Genomic DNA, 16206 nt, shown 5'->3' with positions numbered 1-16206 from the left:
TCGTTGGCCGGCGAACATGGGCCGGTTCCTTGAGCAACTGATCACCTACTCGATTACGGTCGATGTGGTGGAGGACGTGGGAGTTCTGCCGCGCGGCGTCCTCGCATGTTGGGTTCCGGAAAGCCTGACCCTTTATTTGACTGATCGGATTTATAGAGGCGCATGTGCAGGCGACGCTCGCGCGGTCTTCACTGTCTTCCACGAGATGGGGCATGCGCTGCTCGGGCATCGGCGGACGCTCAATCGCGAGGTGTCCGGCAAAGAGATCAAGACGTATGAGGATTCCGAGTGGCAGGCGAACCAGTTCGCGGCGGAGTTCCTGATGCCGCTTGACGAGATTGTCCGCTACAGCCTGCGGACAGAGGAACTGCTGATTAGTCGGTTCGGAGTATCGATGGAGGCAGCCCGGATTCGCCTAAGTCGGCTCCGTCGCACTGGCGTGGTGTAAAAAAACGTCATCCGTGTTGACGCACGAATGACGTTCGGGTGAAAAGGAAGACAAAACGCCTCTGGCTTCCTCTTCTGCGCTTCGGTCGAAGGCACGCGAATTGTAGTTATCCAATTCGATTGCTGCAAGCGCAAAAGTTCCATCTCGGAGAGGCATTTCTGACGAGTACGGAAATGACCAGCAAAGACGACGATGACTACATCATCATCTTCCGCCGCTTCCGCCGCACTAAGTCGGGCGCGCTGCTGGATGCCAGGAAGTTCGGCATCTCGGCGTGGCCGATCAAGGTGCGGAAAGTGAAGTAATAGGGGATGCATCAATTCCCCGGTCGAGTAGGGCACCTACGCGTCCGGGGGTTATCTCTGACGATGTTGAGCAGATGCTCAAGGAGCTTACATGTCGAAAGACAAATTGTTCGTCGAGCGCCGGGCGCAAGGCGATTACGCAGTACGTCGTGCAAATTCGCAGCGCGCGAGCGATGTACTGCCGACGCAGAAAGAAGCGATCGAGCGGGCCCGTGAGTTGAACGACGGAAAAGATCCGCTCGTTGAGCGGGTCCGCCACACGTCTCAAGGCACGCCGGATAAGTGGCGCAAGCCGTAACGCTGTAGACCCAACTATCCATTCCCCGTAGTGGAAACCAGAACGGCGCTCAGTGAGCGCCGTTTTTCGCTGCAGGGCGCCACACCGCGTCGCTCCTCGGGACGGTGCCCCAACCTCACCGCCAAGCTTCGAAATTGAGGTACACGCCGAACCGTTCTCGGACGCCCTGCATTGCTTCGTTTGTGAACCATTCCAGCAATTGGAGGTGCTCGTCGATCTTCTCTTCGGGCACGACGTCAATCTTCACTTGCTTGTGTTGATCGATCATCCAGAGCGTCCCAGCTTTTGAACTGATGTCCTGCACGTAGTTTGCGATGGCGCTGCCGAACAAGAATTCGATTTTTGGTATCGAGTTCACCAGCGCTGTTTTCTCGGGAGATATCAGGGCGGGTGCACCATGTGCGGCGACGTTCGAAACGAATGCCCAGACCATCGTGAAAAGCTCGTATCGCTTTTCGAACAGATCGAGGTTCAGCTTTGCCCTCGCGACTCTGTATTGGCTCCAGGCGATTGCCCCGGTACCAAGCGCGACAATCAATGCCACAGCTGCGGCCGGGAAACCCTTCGCCAGTTCGAAACACAAGCTTTGCGCCTCGCACATCCCCGTCATAACCACTCCACTGATATTGGAATGCCAAGAGGGTACAGGAAGCTAGAAAAGCGCTGAACCTGCATAACCGAGGGGCATAAAAGTGCATCGAAGAATCAGCCCGCCGCTCGCCGCGCGGCCCGCGCTGACCGGCCCTGAGCAGCATGTGCATATATGCATGTTCTTGCGGACAGGTGGGGTGGGGTCACAACTGCGCGTGTCGACGTATCAATTTGCATCTGTGCGCATCAAAATGCATTATTTCCTCGCGCTCAAAAGCGCCCTGAACCCGGCACTACAAGGGCCGCCGAGCCTAGTAGTCGGGTGCATTAAAACCACCCTGTTAAGCGAAGCCCGCAGGCGGGGAGGGGACCGCGCAGCGGCCGGCACGGGCGCGCATCTCTTCTATTCCCATCCAAGCAGAAACCCCGTATGGGCACGCGACAGCCTCGCTGCGGCTCTTTCTTCACTGCACCCTGCTCGTACGCCTCGCGCCAGCCAACCTGCCATAGCGTCTTTAACCTCGCCGGCACCAGACGCAAAAAAAGCCGCGCCCGGTTGCCCGGTGCGCGGCCCTGCCGCATGACGTCGCATGACCTGGTGCGTTAGGTCGCTAGCGGATCGAACGCGCCTTGGTGATCGCCGCATACGCATCGGCGTGGTCGGCAACCTCACCGCGTCACGTCACCACGATCACCGCGTCAACCCGTCGCGAAAAGCACGGGCCTGAGTGTGCATCGTCCGAAAGCAGGCGTGGATCCGATCCCGACGCGTCGCGATGCAGCGCACATCTCCTTAAATTGCTCAGGCGAACCCTCCTATTACTTATGGACTCGCATTGTATAATTCTCCTGACAATTGAACGTGGTAATGCCAGTTAGTGCGTTATGCCTTCTCGGCGACTAGCGCAGGCGGAATCTCGTAATCGTCGAACGACACAACCTCTTCACCGAGCCAGTCGTTCAGCTCGGCGAAGCGGGCCTGCAGCGGTTTGATTTCGTTCCGACCGAACACGCGCGCGGCCGTGTCCGGCGTGCCGAACCCACCTGAGTTGCTGGGTACGATACCGAGCAGTTGCGGCGGCACGCGATGCGCGGCTAGCAGGTCGTCGCGCGTCACGTTCTTGATATTGAAGAATTCGTCCTTAGCCGCAACCTCGGACACGGGAATGAGTTGGATGCCGTCCTTCTTCCCGCCCGGTGCGTACATGAACACGTTGCGGAAATTGCCCGGTCCCTTCGCGTTCTTCAGCGCCGTGCGCATGTTGTCGACATCCTCCTGCTTCTGCGCTGCATCCGTCATGTACAGGATGAAGCCCGCATGGCTGCCGTTTTCGTAATACTTCCGCCGGAACAGCGTCGACGACTCGTTCAGCCAGGCCGAGTGAAGCGAACTGAGATATTCGGGCAGGCCGTACACCTCCTGGTTGATGTCAGGCCGCATGAGCTGGAACACGCTGCCCGGCTCAAACTCGTGCCAATCCTGCCAGCCGTTCACGTACACGAAGCCGCTGAAATCTGCCCTGCGCCGTGTGTATTTCGCCAGGGCGGGTTCGAGCCGCAGCGTTTCGCCGAGCTGATTGCGGCGGCGTTCCAGGTAGCCGTTGCCGAACGTCAGGAAGTCGAGCGCCCACCGCTCGAACGCATGCCGCGACAGCCGCCTATGCGGCCGGAACGTCGACGCCAGCACGTTCGCCTTGAAGTACAGCGCGGAGCTGTGGTGCGTGCTTGCGCGGAACGACTTTGCCAGGCCGGCAAAGCTGACGGGCGGCTCGAACCAATCGCCGTTCGACCAGCATTCGACGTAATCGAGAATCTCGGCCCGGTTCATGACCGGCGTGGGGTCGTCGAAGGTGAAGACTTCGGCACGCGCCGGCGCAGCGCCGGCGGCGCCCAAATCCGACGCGGCCGCGAACGTGCGCGCCGCGCGCGATCGGCGCTTGCTCATGAATAGAACTCCGTGAAAGATGAAGAATTGAGGTCGCCACCAGCGAGCGGCTCGCGGTCGATTGCGTGCAGACAAGCCCACGCCAAGTCGGCGTGGCCCGTCTCTTCGTTGCGGTCGGCAGAGTATGTTGCGTGGCGGCCGCTTGCCGTCATGGTCTGTTTGATTCCCATGAACGCGGCGGCCAGGTCGGTCCATCCCGCGTCGAATTGCAGGCGGCCGTTGCGGATAACGGATTGCCCCTTCAGCACGAGGCGGGTTTTCACCTCGGGCGAGTAATTCAAGGCAACGACCGCCGGATAGAACTTGCGCACGAGCTGATAGACGCCCTGCCCCATGCCTGTCGTGTCGATCGCGATATAACCGACGTTGTAGCGCTGCGTGATCTGCTCGATCGCCGAAGCCTGTTCCTCGAAGTCGTTGCCGCGGAACTGGTGACGTTCGAGCACGCGGAACGTCCCACCCTCGACACGCGGTGGCGCCACGACGACGAGACCGGCCGAGTCGCCAGTCAGCGCCGGATCGTACCCAACCCACACCTCGCGGTAGCCGAACGGACGCAGCAGTAGCGGCGAGAAGTCGTCGGCCCATTCCTCCCACGAGTCGACCATGCAGCGCTGCAGTTCGGCCAGCTTGAACACCGACACCGAATCGTCGATGAACTGGCACATCAGCAGGTTAGCGAAAGCCTCTGCGCTGTACCGACGCCGCAGTCTCTCCAGATCGAACAGGTCGCAGCCGCCCTCGATCGCATCGAGTAGGGTAACGATCTGACGCCACTGCTCGTCCTCGCCCAGCATGCCTCGCGCGAGCGCTTCGTGGCTCACGTCGATCTGAATACGATCGCCTGGCGCGCGCCCACGATTCACATCGGCGCCGCTCCAGAACGCGTAGGCTTCATGGGTCGTACTCGATGGCGTGCTGAAATAGGTCAACCGCCACCGCTTGTGCATCGCCATGCCGGACGCCACGGTATTCAGCTCGCGGAACTTCGGCACCCAGAAATATTCGTCGAAATACAAGTTGCCGTGATACGACTGCGCGGTGCGCGAGTTTGTCCCCAGGAAATACAGCGTCGCGCCGTTCGGCAGAATGACCGGATCGCCCGTCAACTCCACGTCGGCCGCGTCACGCGCGAACTGCACGATGTACTGTTTGAAGACATGCGCCTGTGCTTTACTGGCCGACAGAAAAATCTGGTTGCGACCGGTATCGAGCGCGTCGACGAACGCCTCGCGGGCGAAATACCATGTCGCGCCGATCTGCCGTGACTTCAGGATATTGCGCGTCTGCTGATCGCCGTTGCGATACCAGACCTTCTGATAGTCGAACAACGATTCGCGGAACGCCTTCACGATCCGCTCTTCCTGTTTCTCGCTGATTTGGTTGCGCGGCGGCTTGCGCTTCGGCCCGGCATTGCGCGCGGCAATGTTTGGGTTCAGGTCGCCTTCCTTCCCCGTCTCCCCGTATTTCTGCACACGCGCGAGCCGCTCGATCTGGCGGCCGAGCAGGTCGATCTCCTTATAGTCCGCGCCGTCCTTCCTCTCCTTCGCAATCAGCATGGTGAGACGTGTTTCGGCGGCGCTCTCAATGCGTTCCAGCGGCGTTGCTTCCTTCCAGTTCTCGCGTCGGCACCACGATGCGACAGTCGAAGTGTTCAACGAGAAATGTCGTGCAATGGATGAAATGCGCCATCCCTGCCAATAAAGGGCGCGCGCGGCGCGGCGTGCATCGCTCGCGCTGTTCGTGGAAGTAGCTGGAACAGACATGGATGAAGCGTACGGTCTCGCGCGCGCGCGAGCACTTGATGCATTGCGTGCTTTGGATTTCGACGCAGGCCAATCGTTGCCCTTTGACGCACGCGCATCGAACATGAGGACCACGCTCACACCAGCAAGGTTCGACTCTATCCATGGCATCCAGCAAAACGAAATTCTTTCGCGTCGCCGTCGAAGGCGCGACCGTTGACGGTCGCGAAATCAAGCGTGAATGGCTTGTGCAGATGGCAAAGCACTATGATCCGGCGCTGTTTGGCGCGCGCATCAACGTGGAGCACGTCAAGGGTTTTGCGCCGATGTCGGCGACCAATCCGTTTGGCTCATATGGCGATGTGATCGCGCTGAGCACCAAAGAGATTGAAGAGGGACCGCTCAAAGGAAAGATGGCGTTGTATGCGCAGATCAATCCGACCGATGAGCTCATCTCACTCACGAAGAAGCGACAGAAGATCTACACGTCCATCGAAGTTAATCCGTCGTTTGCGGACCTCGATGAAGCCTACCTTGTGGGCGTTGCGGCGACCGATTCGCCTGCGAGCCTCGGAACCGAATCGTTGCAGTTCGCGGCGCGTCGCTCAAGCAACCTCTTCTCAGCGCCATGCGAAACGTCTATCGAGATCGAGGAGGCTTCTACACCGACAAGTCTGCTGTCGATCGTCAAGGCCATGTTCGCCCGCAACCGTATCGCCGACGACGAACGCAATGGGGACGTGCGCCGGGCTGTTGAAGAGATCGCGAATTTCGCCGGTCAGCAAAGCCAGGAGATCGACTCCTTGCGGCGTTCGCTCGAGCTCGCACAACAGAGCGCGAATGATGCCAGACAGCGCGCCGATGAAGCCATCGCGTCGGTTGAGCAGCTGACTGAAACGCTTTCCACCGCCGACAACGGCGCGCCTCGTCGTCCGCTTTCAACCGGCTCGACCGGCGAAGTGCTGACCGACTGCTAAAGCCACCTCGCCACCCCGGAGAGAATAACCTCATGAAAAAAACAACGCGCCTGGCCTATAGCGCATACGCCGCTCAGATCGCGAAACTGAACGATACGGCCGACGTGTCGACGAAGTTCACTGTTGAGCCGACCATTCAGCAAAAGCTCGAAACAAAGATGCAGGAATCGAGCGCGTTTCTTTCGCGCATCAATATCCTGCCGGTGACGGAGCTCGAAGGTGAGAAGCTTGGCTTGTCAGTGTCGGGGCCGATCGCGAGCCGCACGGATACCACCAAGGCCGATCGTAAGCCGGTCGATCCGACTGCACTCGACAGCAATCGGTATCGCTGCGAGAAGACCGACTACGACACGGCGATTCCGTATCGAAAACTCGACGCGTGGGCGAAATTTCCGGACTTCCAGCAACGCATCCGCAATGTGATAGTGAAACAGTGCGCGCTCGATCGGATTGCGATCGGCTGGAACGGCGTCAAGGCTGACCCGATGACCGACAAAAGCAAGTATCCGCTGCTGCAAGACGTCAACATTGGTTGGCTGGAACATTATCGCCGGCATGCGAACCACCGCGTGCTCGATGGAGGCAAGGAAAAGGGCAAGGTGCATGTCGGTAAAGGGGGCGATTACGCCAACCTCGACGCGCTGGTCATGGACCTCGTCGATTCGATGCTCGATCCGTGGTTTCAGGAAGATACCGAGCTGGTCGTCATCTGCGGGCGCGAGCTCCTGCACGACAAGTACTTTCCTATCGTCAATGCGACACAGCCACCCACCGAACAGCTCGCGGCCGACATTATCGTGAGCCAAAAGCGTATCGGTAATCTGCAGGCTGTGCGCGTGCCGTTCTTCCCGAAACATGCGTTGATGGTCACGAAGCTCGACAATCTGTCGATCTATTATCAGGAAGGCGCGCGGCGACGTACGCTTATCGATAACCCGAAGCGCGACCAGATTGAAAATTACGAATCGTCCAACGACGCCTACGTCGTTGAAGACTTCGGCTGTGGATGTGTGGCCGAAAACATCGAGTTGGTGTCGGCATGACGATCAACACGCCTGCCCGCTCGCATTTCGCACGTGCGACAGCGGCGCGTGCGGCCGCCGCTATGGCTCCCGGTCAGACCATGGCGGGTGCGACGCCTTACGAACTCATGCTCGTCAAGCTCGCGACTGATCGTCGCGCGCTCAAGAGCGTGCAGTCGGTCGTTCGAAAGATCGAGGTGAAACGCAAGCTCCTGCCGGAATACGACGACTACGTGGCAGGCGTCTTGGAAGCCGGCCGTGGGGCGCAGGACGACGTGCTCGTGACGGTCATGATCTGGCGTATCGATGTGGGCGACTATGAAGGTGCGCTTGCGATCGCTTCCTACGCAATCGAGCACGGCCTTGCCCTGCCCGACTACTTCGAGCGCTCACTTGCATCTTTACTCGCCGAACAATTCGCCGATGCCGCGCTTTCTGCATTTATGGACGAACAGTCATTCGCCGCCCGGTTTCTTGAACGCGTCGACGAGCTGACGGCCGATGCCGATATGCACGATCAAGTGCGCGCCAAACTTTATAAAGCGCTCGGCTATGCGATCGAACATGTTGACGCCTCGCGGGCGTTGGACTATCTGCGCCGCGCAGTATCGCTGAACGACCGCGTGGGCGCGAAGAAAGACATCGATCGGCTGACCAAGTTGGTAGATAACGCAGGTTAAGCCAGTTGGTGCAACCTGCCTATAACGAGCCCCAACCGGCCTGGCGGCACCGGCGTTCACCCCACACCTGACGGTGGTAGGGCGAGCGCTGGTCCACCGCCACCTTTCGAGGAACGGTCATGAGCAGTTTCATTGCGACTCCGACATTAGACCCATCTGCTACCGACAACGAGCTGATCCGAAACGACGGCTTTTTTCCCGACATCTCACTCACTGAGCTGCGTGCGACGATGCGCATTGATGGTACGGTCACCCATGAGCGTTTGCGTGAAGCCACCCTTGACGCAATCGACAGCGTGAACAACGAACTGCACGCCTGGCGTGCTCTACAAATCGCAGCCGGACATTCGACGCTTGCCGACATTCCGACGGCATGCATCGACGGCCAGAGCGTTCAGATCATTCGCTATCGTCGCGCCGTGTTCAATCTTGCGCACGCGGATATCACCGAGCGGTATCGGGACTGGGATACGACCAAGTCCGGCGGGCAGAAGGCTGAGGATCTCGAACAGACGATTTGCAATGCGCGACGCAATGTCCGATGGGCACTGAGCGATCTCCGAGGGCTCTCGCGTACGACCGTGGAGTTGATTTGATGAAGGTGCGCTCACAGCAAGGCGAAACCGTCGATTTGTTGTGTTGGCGATTTTATGGTCGCACGGACGGCACGGTCGAGGCGGTGCTCGAAGCGAACCCAGGTCTCGCCGATCTGGGCCTGATGCTTCCTCTTGGCACGCTGGTGAACACGCCAGAACTCGGTGAAGTCGCTAGCACGACGCCGTTATTGCAATTGTTCGATTGATTGAGGAACTGGCCCATGGCCGAGCCCAACACTACCACTGCTATGGCGCTGTCTGCCGCGATCGGGCTTGCCAGCCTCACCCCTGGGATCGACGGCAATGCGCTGATCGGCGCCTTTGCGGGTGCAGCGCTCGTCGTCGTGACATCGAAAAACATCGGCATCGTCCAGCGCGCGGCCTACATGATCATCTCGCTCGTCATGGGCTATATGGCAGCTCCGGAAATCATCCATTCGACGCCGGTGCGATCAAGCGGCGTCGCCGCTTTCTTCGCGGCTTCGCTTGTGATCACCGTGACGCTGCAGCTTATCGAGCGGGTCAAGAGCGCGGATCTGCTCGCGCTCCTAAAGCGGGGCAAGTGACATGAACCTCTCTTTTGCCAGCATCGCTTTGATGGCGCACGTCGTGGCGGCGCTGCGCATCGTGTTCTTCCGGCGCAACGGCGCTCGGCACCGAGCTCACGTCTCATGGCTCGCCTGGTCGCTCGCGAGCGTACTTGGATGTTCCGCAATCGAGCTGGCGCTGCATCCCCGACACGTGGACTTCCTCGAAGCCGCGCGGTCAGTTTTGCTCGCGTTTTTTGTGTTCTGCGCGCGCGGCAACGTGGCGCGCCTTTTATGGAGTGGCGAACAATGAGGATCCTTCGATTTGGCTCGATGGGCGATGAGGTGGCGCTTTTGCAGCACCGATTGCTTCGCGCGGGTTTCGAGCTCGCGGTGACGCATGTATTTGATGAGTCTACCGAGACTGCCGTCAAAAAGGTACAAGCCGACGCGGGTCTCGTGGTTGACGGCATTGCGGGGCCAAAGACCATGCTCACGCTTGCCACCGGAAAGCGAGATACCAAGCATCTCGCTGATGCAGATATCGTCAAAGCGGCCGCCTCACTCGATGTTCCCGTCGAGTGCGTGCGTGCAGTAAATGAGGTCGAATCTCGCGGTGAAGGCTTCCTTGCTGATGGCCGACCCGTCATTCTGTTCGAGCGCCACGTGTTTTGGGAGCGGTTAGTGACCCACGGGATCGACCCCAAGCCACTCGCGGCTCGCTATCCGAACATTGTGTCGGAAACCCGTGGCGGCTATGAAGGCGGATCTGCGGAATATGTGCGGCTCTCCTGGGCCCAGATGCTCGCACCAGTCGCCGCATGGGAGGCAACAAGCTGGGGCGCGTTCCAGGTGATGGGCGAACACTGGAAGCGACTCGATTATCAGAGCCCGCAAGAGTTCGTGTCTCGCATGGAGGCAAGTGAGCGCGAGCAGCTCGATGCATTCGTGCGTTTCGTTGCCGCTGACGCCAAACTGCTCGCCGCGTTGAAATCGCGCCGTTGGGAAGCGTTTGCTGAGGGTTATAACGGCAAGGCGTACAAGGCGAACCTCTATGACGTGAAGCTTGCGCGCGCGTATGAGCGTTATGCGCCTACGTCTGCGCCTAAGCCCGCGCCCGCGCCGGCAGACGCGAGCGCATGAATCTGCTTGCAGTCGAATACAAGCTTGCCGTCTGCGCACTGCTCTTTGCAGCGTCGGTCAGCGGCTCGCTGTATGTACGCGCGTTGCGTGCAGACCTGAGAGCCGAGACCGAGCGGTTGCGCGTCGCGAGTCAGCACGTTGCAGATCGAGATCAGACCATTCGCAATCTGCAGCGCGACGCTCTCGAAAAAGCGCGGCAGCAAGCGCAGCTCGATAGGGCGACGGCCGCTGCCGAGAAGACTGTATCGATGCAACGCCAAGCGATGAGGGAAGCCATCCATGACAGTCCGACCGTTCACGCTTGGGCCGACACTGCTTTGCCTGATGACGTTATGCGCTTGTCAGCCAATCCAGCCTACACGGGCTCCGCAGATTTTAGTGCAGCAGTGCCAGACGGTCACGCCGTGCGGTCTACCGGCGATGTCACCACGCACTAACGGCGAGTTACAGGAAGCACTGACAACAGCCAAGGGCGCGTGGGCCACGTGCGCCGCGAAAGTCGATCTGATCGTCGAGTGTCAGGCTCGCGCGCAGACGCGGAACGCCGCGCAGAGCAAGGATGCAAAGCATGATTAAACCTGGCAGTTTGCGCGGGGCGCTCGCAGCCGCTATTCCGACGCTTGCCGAAAACCCAGACAAGCTGACGGTATTTATTGATCAAGGATCGATCGCCGCGACCGGCGCAAAATCGAGCTCGTTCGAATATCGTTACGTACTCAATATACTGGTGCTCGACTACGCGGGCGAGGCGGACGACATCTTCATCGCGGTGGTCGATTGGGTCCGCACACATCAATCCGATCTCGTGACCAATTGGGGTCAGCGTGATAGTGGCATCACCTATGAGATCGACATTCTTGGCAACAGCACCGCGGATGTGTCGATCAAGCTGCAACTCACCGAAAGCGTCGTCGTGACGGTTGAGAACGGCGAGCGAACAGTGACCCATGTCGATGATTCTCAATCCGACCAGCAGCCCTGGGAAAGCTGAATTGAATCCGTCCGCTCGTTTCGTTGAAACATTCGATGTTGGAGCAAGTCATGTCCTCAAATACCTCAATGAGTCGCGTGGAACAAAGCGATGCGATCGCAAATCTGATCCGTCGCCAAGCTGTGGGTTATGTAGGCGATATCAGCGCATACGGTGAGTGGCTAAGGTTACTGAGCGAGACGCCGCCAGAAGTGGCCGCTTATGCACTATCTGTTGCGCTTGGGAGAAAAGCTTTTCAGCAAGCGCCTCAATGTCGACGATGCCTGGGGCGAGCACGTTGCTGTTTGAATGGTTAGCAGACGATGGACTCACAATCTCAACTCGATAGCCTGGAGACGTGGGCCGGCGCTCTGCTTGCCAAGCTTGGACCCGCTACGCGGCGCGCGGCGATGCGCGATATCGCTCGCGAACTGCGCCGTAGTCAGCAGGCTCGAATCGCCGCACAACGCAACCCCGACGGCAGTGCTTACGAACCGCGCAAACCGCGCTCGATTTCCGACACAAAGAATTTGCGCGGCAAGCGAGGGCGAATCAAGCGCTCAGCGATGTTCCCCAAGCTTCGCACTGCGCGTTATATGCGCATTGAAGCGGATGCGAACGGGCTTGCCATTGGCTTCATCGGTCGTGTAGCACGCATCGCGCGCGTACATCAATTCGGCGAAACGGATCGTGTCGCGCCCGGTGGTCGAGAGTATCGCTACCCCGCACGCGCGCTCCTTGGTTTCACTCACAACGAACGCGAGCTTATACAAGACATGCTGCTCAAGCACCTCGCCCAATAGACCCCCACACGCGCCGCACGGCTTTGCGTGATCCGGAGTTTAACGCAAGCAATTGTTCGCCTCGCGCGCGCCTGCTTGGCAAGATTGGCGACATGCACGCCAATGAATTTCGCCGCCTTCTCATCAACCTGATCCGCAGAGGATTAGTGTCCGAGGTTGACCTCTCGACGAACCCGCCCAGCGTGCGGGTGTCGGTGGGCGACGCCGAAGATGAGCATGCACCGGGCTTGACGACGAACTGGTTGCCGTTCGCCACGTTGAGAGCCGGAAAGACCCGTGTCTGGAATCCGCCGAGCGTGGGCGAGCAAGTGATTCTGCTCTGTCCAATGGGCGATCTTGCGCAAGGTGTGGCTTGGGGCGGCGTTTTTTGTGATTCGGTGACGCCGCCGAGTCGCAGTCCCGACGTTCACGCGATCGCCTACCCCGATGGCGCGCTCGTGCAATACGACCACGCCAAGCATTCACTCTCAGTCCGTCTTCCGGACGGCGCGTCGGTGAACCTGAGCGCGCCTGGCGCCGTCGTCGTCGAAAGCAAAGCGGTCATCGTTCGCAGCGATGATGCGACGCTGGAAGCGAAGCACATTTTGCTCGACGGCGAAGTCGTGGTCAGCAGATCAATGACGGTCGTAGGCGCATTTGCATTCCAGTCCGGTATGAGCGGACAGGGCGGGGGCGGGAGCGGTGGCCACGCGATGCGCATTGATGGCGGCGCTCACTTCTCGAAGGACGTGACGGCGGCCGGAGTGAGTGTGGAGGGCCACTTGCACCGTGCTCAAGGCTCCACTGCACCCACGAGTAAGCCGATCAAAGGCGCGAGTTTCAGAGGTATGAATGCGGCCGCTGGTGCAAGGGTCTGCAAGTCGGCATTACGCCGACGGATCAATCGCCGGAGAAAAGCCGTATGAGAGGCATGAACGCACTCAACGGCCGTTGGATCTCCGGCCTCGATCATCTCTACCAGTCGATCGGCAAGATCGTTTCGACGCCGCTTGCCTCGTGCATCAAGCGTCGCGACTTCGGCTCCGAATTGACCGATCTGATCGACGCACCGGCCAACGGCGCGATGCGAACTCGCCTGTACGCGGCCGTTGCGACTGCGCTAATGCGCTGGGAGCCGCGTCTGACGTTGACCCGTGTGCTGCTTGTCGTCGATGAGGCGGCGCAAGGGCTGCTTTACCTTGAAATCGAGGGCTGGACCCGTGTGAGCGGCACGCCCGTGCGTGCGCGCGTTGACGTCTTGAGTGGAAGAACGATATGAGCGCGACCCCTATCGATCTCTCCAAGCTGCCGTCGCCAGACATTATCGAGACGATCGATTTCGAAACCTTGCTGTCCACCTTGAAGGCAAAGTTTGTGGCGCTGCATGCCAAGGAGGAGCAGGCGGAAATTTCGGAGACACTCAAACTCGAGTCCGAGCCCATCGTGCGCTTATTGCAACTGCTGGCCTATCGAGAGATGACGCTGCGCCAGCGCGTAAATGATGCCGCGCGCCGAATCATGCTCGCGTATGCGATCGATGCAGACCTGGATCATCTGGCCGCGCTCGTCGGCATTAAACGGCAGACGATCACGCCTGCGGACCCCGAGAAAGGGACGAAGGCCAAGATGGAGGGCAATGCCGATCTGCGTGCGCGGGTGCAGCTCGCGCCACAGCGTTTCTCCGTGGCAGGTCCCGAAGGCGCTTATATCTCGCTTGCGCGCAACGCGCACGCTCATGTGCTCGACGCGACCGCTATCAGTCCCGCGCCGTGTGAGGTGCTCGTCACGATCCTGTCTCGCTTGGATGATGGCGCGGCCGAAGCGAGCTTGATTGATGCCGTCGTCTCCGCGTTGAGTGCGAGCGACGTGCGACCGCTCACCGATAAGGTCACGGTCAAGTCAGCTGAAGTCATCAAATATGAGGTGCGCGCGAGGTTGACCTTCTTCTCCGGCCCCGATCGCGCGGTCGCGCTTGAAGAGGCCAACAAAGCCATGAAAGGCTACGCCGAGCAGATGCACCGGCTTGGGATGGAAGTCACGCTCGATGGAATCTATGCGGCCGCACGCGCACCGGGCGTTCAGAAGGTCGTGCTTGAGCAGCCGCTCCAAAGTATCAAAGCGTCCAAGACGCAAGCGCCTTATTGCACCAGCATCGAACTGATCGACGACGGGGTGTACAGCCTTGAATAGATTGCTTCCGCCCAATGCGACTCGGCTCGAACGCCGGTTTGCCGATACGAGCGCATCTATTGACGACATTCCGACGCCGCTTGCCACGCTCATCGATCCTGATGCGATTCGTCTCGATCTCCTGCCGTGGCTCGCGTGGCAGTTGGGCGTTGATACGTGGAAAGCGTATTGGCCCGAACACGTGAAGCGCGCGCGTGTGAAGCAGGCTATACCCGTAGCGCGTCGCAAGGGCACGGCAGCCGCGGTGCGCGAGGTGGTCGCAGCCTTCGGTGGCAACCTCATCCTGCGCGAGTGGTTCGAGCTCCAGCCGGTGGGCAGGCCAGGGACGTTCGAAATCCTGATGACCGTCAGCGGTCATGAGGGCAAGGTGCCGACCGCCGAGTATGTAGCCGACATCCGTGCAGAGATCGACCGCACCAAGCCCCTGCGAGCGCACTACACGTTCAAGCAGGGATTTTCGAATCAGGTTCAGCAACCGATCGGCGCTTCGGCGCGCGTGGCAGTGTACCGCCGACTCAATTTGTGTGAATAACGAATCGACTAGCAGACGATGGCAAACCTTCTCACCCTAACCGATGCTGGCCGCGCGGCGCTTGTCGCGCCGAACAAGGACGGTACGAATGCACACAAGATCGTCGAAATCGGTCTTGCGACCGCAGCGTTCGAGTCGAGCAAGGCGCTCAAGGCGCTGCCGAACGAGCGCAAGCGCATCACCACCTTCGGCGGCACGAACGTGGCCCCCGACACGATTCACGCGACGCTCACGGACGATAGCGAAGATCAATATTCGCTTTACGGATTCGGGCTGTATCTGGAAGACGGCACGCTGCTAGCTGTGTACGGGCAAGACACGCCGATCATGGAGAAGTCGCCCGCCGCCTTGCTGTTGCTCTCGTGTGACATGCAGTTCGCGGCGATCGATGCTACGCAGTTGGTCTTTGGTGAGACATCCTTCCTCAATCCGCCGGCCACCACGGAACGGCAAGGCGTGGTAGAGCTTGCCACCAGTGCTGAGACCGTCGCGGGCACGGATACTCGCCGCGCGGCGACACCGGCCGGTGTTCAAGCGGCGATCGGTCACGCCATCGTTGACAAATCCAATCGTGGGCACCACCACGCAATTCTCGAGATCGACGGGTTGCAGGCCGCGCTAGACGGCAAATATTCGACCACGGGCGGACCGGTAGGCGGCGATGTTCGTCTGAAGTCTGCGGGCTCTCCCTATAGTCCGGCGCTCTTATTCGATGCGAACGGCTTCTCGCCTTTTGTACGTTCGAACGCGACGCAACGGCAACTCGAATTCGTCGATAGCGCGAATCGCGCGATTAACGCGACCTTGTCCGACAGCGGCGTGCTGTCTTTGCCGCGCGCGCGCCCGACATGGGCGGGTGTCACGCCCTGGGACACTGGCAATCTGCCCAATCCCTTGACGACGAACGGAGGCTCGATCAACGGGCCACTGTATTCGAATCAGCGTGTGCAAGGCGCTGATCTTGTGTCTTTGGGCTATGTCTACGCAGGCGGTGGGCACGCCTCTCTTGCCAGCGACGGCAACCTCTCCGGCGGTGTTTGGGGTGGATGGCTATCCAACTGGCTGAACACTCAATTCGCTGCGCGTGATAACGGCATCAACGCACGCGCGCCGATCCGAAATGGCAACGGCGGGTATGGCTATGTCGTGAGTGATACCGCCCACAAGGTAACGCTTAACTGGGGCGCCAATGTCGACATGTATGTCGACACCAGCTACATCGGCGCGATCCTTACGCACACTAATTTCGGCAACTGGGCTGCGCCCCGCACGATCCTTGATCCAGGCGGCGTCGGCTCGTTTTGCCTTCGCACCTCGCGTCCCGGCTATATCTCGCCGACTCAACCCTCTGATGACGGCTTTGCCGCGTACTCGGGGAACTGGCGTCAGCAGGATCAGTGCAAGGTCGGTGGCAACCATTCGCTGTATGTCTACCTTTGGCAACGCATCAGCTAA

23 protein-coding genes are annotated in these 16206 nt (G+C 59.7%); 20 read left to right on the top strand and 3 right to left on the bottom strand.

Annotated features, from left to right (window positions below; translation table 11 throughout):
* Positions 1-16: 16 nt before the first annotated feature.
* From NCT04_RS14415 to NCT04_RS14410, 3 genes are all read left to right on the top strand, one after another.
* Positions 17-448 (top strand): ImmA/IrrE family metallo-endopeptidase, encoded by a 432-nt coding sequence (locus NCT04_RS14415; RefSeq protein ID WP_250466141.1) that lies wholly within the window; start codon positions 17-19, stop codon positions 446-448.
* 173 nt (positions 449-621) lie between these two features.
* Complete coding sequence (locus NCT04_RS34430) at positions 622-753, top strand: hypothetical protein (protein ID WP_284509356.1); 132 nt, start codon at positions 622-624, stop codon at positions 751-753.
* Positions 754-844: 91 nt separating this feature from the next.
* Positions 845-1051: a DUF2188 domain-containing protein gene (locus tag NCT04_RS14410; protein ID WP_250466139.1), complete on the top strand. Its 207-nt coding sequence runs from the start codon at positions 845-847 to the stop codon at positions 1049-1051.
* A 115-nt stretch (positions 1052-1166) separates the two neighbouring features.
* Here NCT04_RS14410 and NCT04_RS14405 read toward each other — a convergent pair whose 3' ends face one another.
* The 3 genes from NCT04_RS14405 to NCT04_RS14395 form a co-directional block, all read right to left on the bottom strand.
* The gene (locus NCT04_RS14405) at positions 1167-1661 is read right to left on the bottom strand and encodes a hypothetical protein (RefSeq protein ID WP_250466137.1); all 495 of its coding nucleotides are present in this window, start codon (positions 1659-1661) and stop codon (positions 1167-1169) included.
* An 864-nt stretch (positions 1662-2525) separates the two neighbouring features.
* Positions 2526-3587 (bottom strand): phage portal protein, encoded by a 1062-nt coding sequence (locus tag NCT04_RS14400; protein WP_250466135.1) that lies wholly within the window; start codon positions 3585-3587, stop codon positions 2526-2528.
* The gene (locus NCT04_RS14395) at positions 3584-5353 is read right to left on the bottom strand and encodes a terminase ATPase subunit family protein (RefSeq protein WP_250466133.1); all 1770 of its coding nucleotides are present in this window, start codon (positions 5351-5353) and stop codon (positions 3584-3586) included. Before NCT04_RS14395 ends, NCT04_RS14400 begins: the two co-directional genes overlap by 4 nt.
* 143 nt (positions 5354-5496) lie before the next feature.
* Between NCT04_RS14395 and NCT04_RS14390 the strand changes: the two genes are divergently transcribed.
* The 17 genes from NCT04_RS14390 (at position 5497) to NCT04_RS34870 (ending at position 16206) form a co-directional block, all read left to right on the top strand.
* Positions 5497-6309 (top strand): GPO family capsid scaffolding protein, encoded by an 813-nt coding sequence (locus NCT04_RS14390; protein ID WP_250466132.1) that lies wholly within the window; start codon positions 5497-5499, stop codon positions 6307-6309.
* A gap of 32 nt (positions 6310-6341) precedes the next feature.
* Complete coding sequence (locus NCT04_RS14385) at positions 6342-7352, top strand: phage major capsid protein, P2 family (protein ID WP_250466130.1); 1011 nt, start codon at positions 6342-6344, stop codon at positions 7350-7352.
* Positions 7349-8011: a phage terminase small subunit gene (locus NCT04_RS14380; RefSeq protein WP_250466128.1), complete on the top strand. Its 663-nt coding sequence runs from the start codon at positions 7349-7351 to the stop codon at positions 8009-8011. The genes NCT04_RS14385 and NCT04_RS14380 overlap by 4 nt, the downstream gene beginning before the upstream one ends.
* A gap of 119 nt (positions 8012-8130) precedes the next feature.
* Positions 8131-8607 carry a head completion/stabilization protein gene (locus tag NCT04_RS14375; RefSeq protein WP_250466126.1) on the top strand — a complete coding sequence of 159 codons (477 nt, stop codon included), beginning with the start codon at positions 8131-8133 and terminating at the stop codon, positions 8605-8607.
* Positions 8607-8813, top strand: a complete 207-nt coding sequence (locus tag NCT04_RS14370) for a tail protein X (protein ID WP_250466302.1) — start codon at positions 8607-8609, stop codon at positions 8811-8813. The genes NCT04_RS14375 and NCT04_RS14370 overlap by 1 nt, the downstream gene beginning before the upstream one ends.
* A 15-nt stretch (positions 8814-8828) precedes the next feature.
* Complete coding sequence (locus NCT04_RS14365) at positions 8829-9173, top strand: putative holin (RefSeq protein WP_250466124.1); 345 nt, start codon at positions 8829-8831, stop codon at positions 9171-9173.
* Position 9174: 1 nt separating this feature from the next.
* The gene (locus tag NCT04_RS14360; RefSeq protein WP_250466122.1) at positions 9175-9447 is read left to right on the top strand and encodes a phage holin family protein; all 273 of its coding nucleotides are present in this window, start codon (positions 9175-9177) and stop codon (positions 9445-9447) included.
* Entirely contained in the window at positions 9444-10277 is an 834-nt protein-coding gene (locus NCT04_RS14355; protein WP_250466120.1) for an N-acetylmuramidase domain-containing protein, read from the top strand. The genes NCT04_RS14360 and NCT04_RS14355 overlap by 4 nt, the downstream gene beginning before the upstream one ends.
* Complete coding sequence (locus NCT04_RS14350) at positions 10274-10714, top strand: protein lysB (RefSeq protein WP_250466317.1); 441 nt, start codon at positions 10274-10276, stop codon at positions 10712-10714. The genes NCT04_RS14355 and NCT04_RS14350 overlap by 4 nt, the downstream gene beginning before the upstream one ends.
* Positions 10602-10853, top strand: a complete 252-nt coding sequence (gene lysC, locus NCT04_RS14345; protein WP_250466300.1) for an Rz1-like lysis system protein LysC — start codon at positions 10602-10604, stop codon at positions 10851-10853. Before NCT04_RS14350 ends, lysC begins: the two co-directional genes overlap by 113 nt.
* Complete coding sequence (locus tag NCT04_RS14340) at positions 10846-11268, top strand: phage tail protein (protein ID WP_250466118.1); 423 nt, start codon at positions 10846-10848, stop codon at positions 11266-11268. The genes lysC and NCT04_RS14340 overlap by 8 nt, the downstream gene beginning before the upstream one ends.
* Before the next feature lie 302 nt (positions 11269-11570).
* Positions 11571-12050: a phage virion morphogenesis protein gene (locus NCT04_RS14335; RefSeq protein ID WP_250466116.1), complete on the top strand. Its 480-nt coding sequence runs from the start codon at positions 11571-11573 to the stop codon at positions 12048-12050.
* 92 nt (positions 12051-12142) lie between these two features.
* Positions 12143-12955 (top strand): phage baseplate assembly protein V, encoded by an 813-nt coding sequence (locus tag NCT04_RS14330; protein WP_250466114.1) that lies wholly within the window; start codon positions 12143-12145, stop codon positions 12953-12955.
* Positions 12952-13308 carry a GPW/gp25 family protein gene (locus tag NCT04_RS14325; RefSeq protein ID WP_250466112.1) on the top strand — a complete coding sequence of 119 codons (357 nt, stop codon included), beginning with the start codon at positions 12952-12954 and terminating at the stop codon, positions 13306-13308. The genes NCT04_RS14330 and NCT04_RS14325 overlap by 4 nt, the downstream gene beginning before the upstream one ends.
* Positions 13305-14219: a baseplate assembly protein gene (locus NCT04_RS14320; protein ID WP_250466110.1), complete on the top strand. Its 915-nt coding sequence runs from the start codon at positions 13305-13307 to the stop codon at positions 14217-14219. Before NCT04_RS14325 ends, NCT04_RS14320 begins: the two co-directional genes overlap by 4 nt.
* Entirely contained in the window at positions 14212-14751 is a 540-nt protein-coding gene (locus NCT04_RS14315; RefSeq protein ID WP_250466109.1) for a phage tail protein I, read from the top strand. Before NCT04_RS14320 ends, NCT04_RS14315 begins: the two co-directional genes overlap by 8 nt.
* A gap of 201 nt (positions 14752-14952) precedes the next feature.
* Positions 14953-16206 carry a hypothetical protein gene (locus tag NCT04_RS34870; protein ID WP_502800664.1) on the top strand — a complete coding sequence of 418 codons (1254 nt, stop codon included), beginning with the start codon at positions 14953-14955 and terminating at the stop codon, positions 16204-16206.

Origin of the sequence: Caballeronia sp. GAFFF2 (assembly GCF_023631485.1) — a bacterium.
Classification (GTDB): domain Bacteria; phylum Pseudomonadota; class Gammaproteobacteria; order Burkholderiales; family Burkholderiaceae; genus Caballeronia.
Note: the sequence above shows the minus strand (reverse complement) of the source record. Positions and strands in the feature narration are given on the sequence as shown.

What these genes read in the sequence shown, in the direction of transcription:
- NCT04_RS14415 (WP_250466141.1), top strand. Translation starts at nt 17, where the DNA reads ATGGGCCGGTTCCTTGAGCAACTGATCACCTACTCGATTACGGTCGAT.
- NCT04_RS34430 (WP_284509356.1), top strand. Translation starts at nt 622, where the DNA reads ATGACCAGCAAAGACGACGATGACTACATCATCATCTTCCGCCGCTTC.
- NCT04_RS14410 (WP_250466139.1), top strand. Translation starts at nt 845, where the DNA reads ATGTCGAAAGACAAATTGTTCGTCGAGCGCCGGGCGCAAGGCGATTAC.
- NCT04_RS14405 (WP_250466137.1), bottom strand. Translation starts at nt 1,661, where the DNA reads ATGACGGGGATGTGCGAGGCGCAAAGCTTGTGTTTCGAACTGGCGAAG.
- NCT04_RS14400 (WP_250466135.1), bottom strand. Translation starts at nt 3,587, where the DNA reads ATGAGCAAGCGCCGATCGCGCGCGGCGCGCACGTTCGCGGCCGCGTCG.
- NCT04_RS14395 (WP_250466133.1), bottom strand. Translation starts at nt 5,353, where the DNA reads ATGTCTGTTCCAGCTACTTCCACGAACAGCGCGAGCGATGCACGCCGC.
- NCT04_RS14390 (WP_250466132.1), top strand. Translation starts at nt 5,497, where the DNA reads ATGGCATCCAGCAAAACGAAATTCTTTCGCGTCGCCGTCGAAGGCGCG.
- NCT04_RS14385 (WP_250466130.1), top strand. Translation starts at nt 6,342, where the DNA reads ATGAAAAAAACAACGCGCCTGGCCTATAGCGCATACGCCGCTCAGATC.
- NCT04_RS14380 (WP_250466128.1), top strand. Translation starts at nt 7,349, where the DNA reads ATGACGATCAACACGCCTGCCCGCTCGCATTTCGCACGTGCGACAGCG.
- NCT04_RS14375 (WP_250466126.1), top strand. Translation starts at nt 8,131, where the DNA reads ATGAGCAGTTTCATTGCGACTCCGACATTAGACCCATCTGCTACCGAC.
- NCT04_RS14370 (WP_250466302.1), top strand. Translation starts at nt 8,607, where the DNA reads ATGAAGGTGCGCTCACAGCAAGGCGAAACCGTCGATTTGTTGTGTTGG.
- NCT04_RS14365 (WP_250466124.1), top strand. Translation starts at nt 8,829, where the DNA reads ATGGCCGAGCCCAACACTACCACTGCTATGGCGCTGTCTGCCGCGATC.
- NCT04_RS14360 (WP_250466122.1), top strand. Translation starts at nt 9,175, where the DNA reads ATGAACCTCTCTTTTGCCAGCATCGCTTTGATGGCGCACGTCGTGGCG.
- NCT04_RS14355 (WP_250466120.1), top strand. Translation starts at nt 9,444, where the DNA reads ATGAGGATCCTTCGATTTGGCTCGATGGGCGATGAGGTGGCGCTTTTG.
- NCT04_RS14350 (WP_250466317.1), top strand. Translation starts at nt 10,274, where the DNA reads ATGAATCTGCTTGCAGTCGAATACAAGCTTGCCGTCTGCGCACTGCTC.
- lysC (WP_250466300.1), top strand. Translation starts at nt 10,602, where the DNA reads ATGACGTTATGCGCTTGTCAGCCAATCCAGCCTACACGGGCTCCGCAG.
- NCT04_RS14340 (WP_250466118.1), top strand. Translation starts at nt 10,846, where the DNA reads ATGATTAAACCTGGCAGTTTGCGCGGGGCGCTCGCAGCCGCTATTCCG.
- NCT04_RS14335 (WP_250466116.1), top strand. Translation starts at nt 11,571, where the DNA reads ATGGACTCACAATCTCAACTCGATAGCCTGGAGACGTGGGCCGGCGCT.
- NCT04_RS14330 (WP_250466114.1), top strand. Translation starts at nt 12,143, where the DNA reads ATGCACGCCAATGAATTTCGCCGCCTTCTCATCAACCTGATCCGCAGA.
- NCT04_RS14325 (WP_250466112.1), top strand. Translation starts at nt 12,952, where the DNA reads ATGAGAGGCATGAACGCACTCAACGGCCGTTGGATCTCCGGCCTCGAT.
- NCT04_RS14320 (WP_250466110.1), top strand. Translation starts at nt 13,305, where the DNA reads ATGAGCGCGACCCCTATCGATCTCTCCAAGCTGCCGTCGCCAGACATT.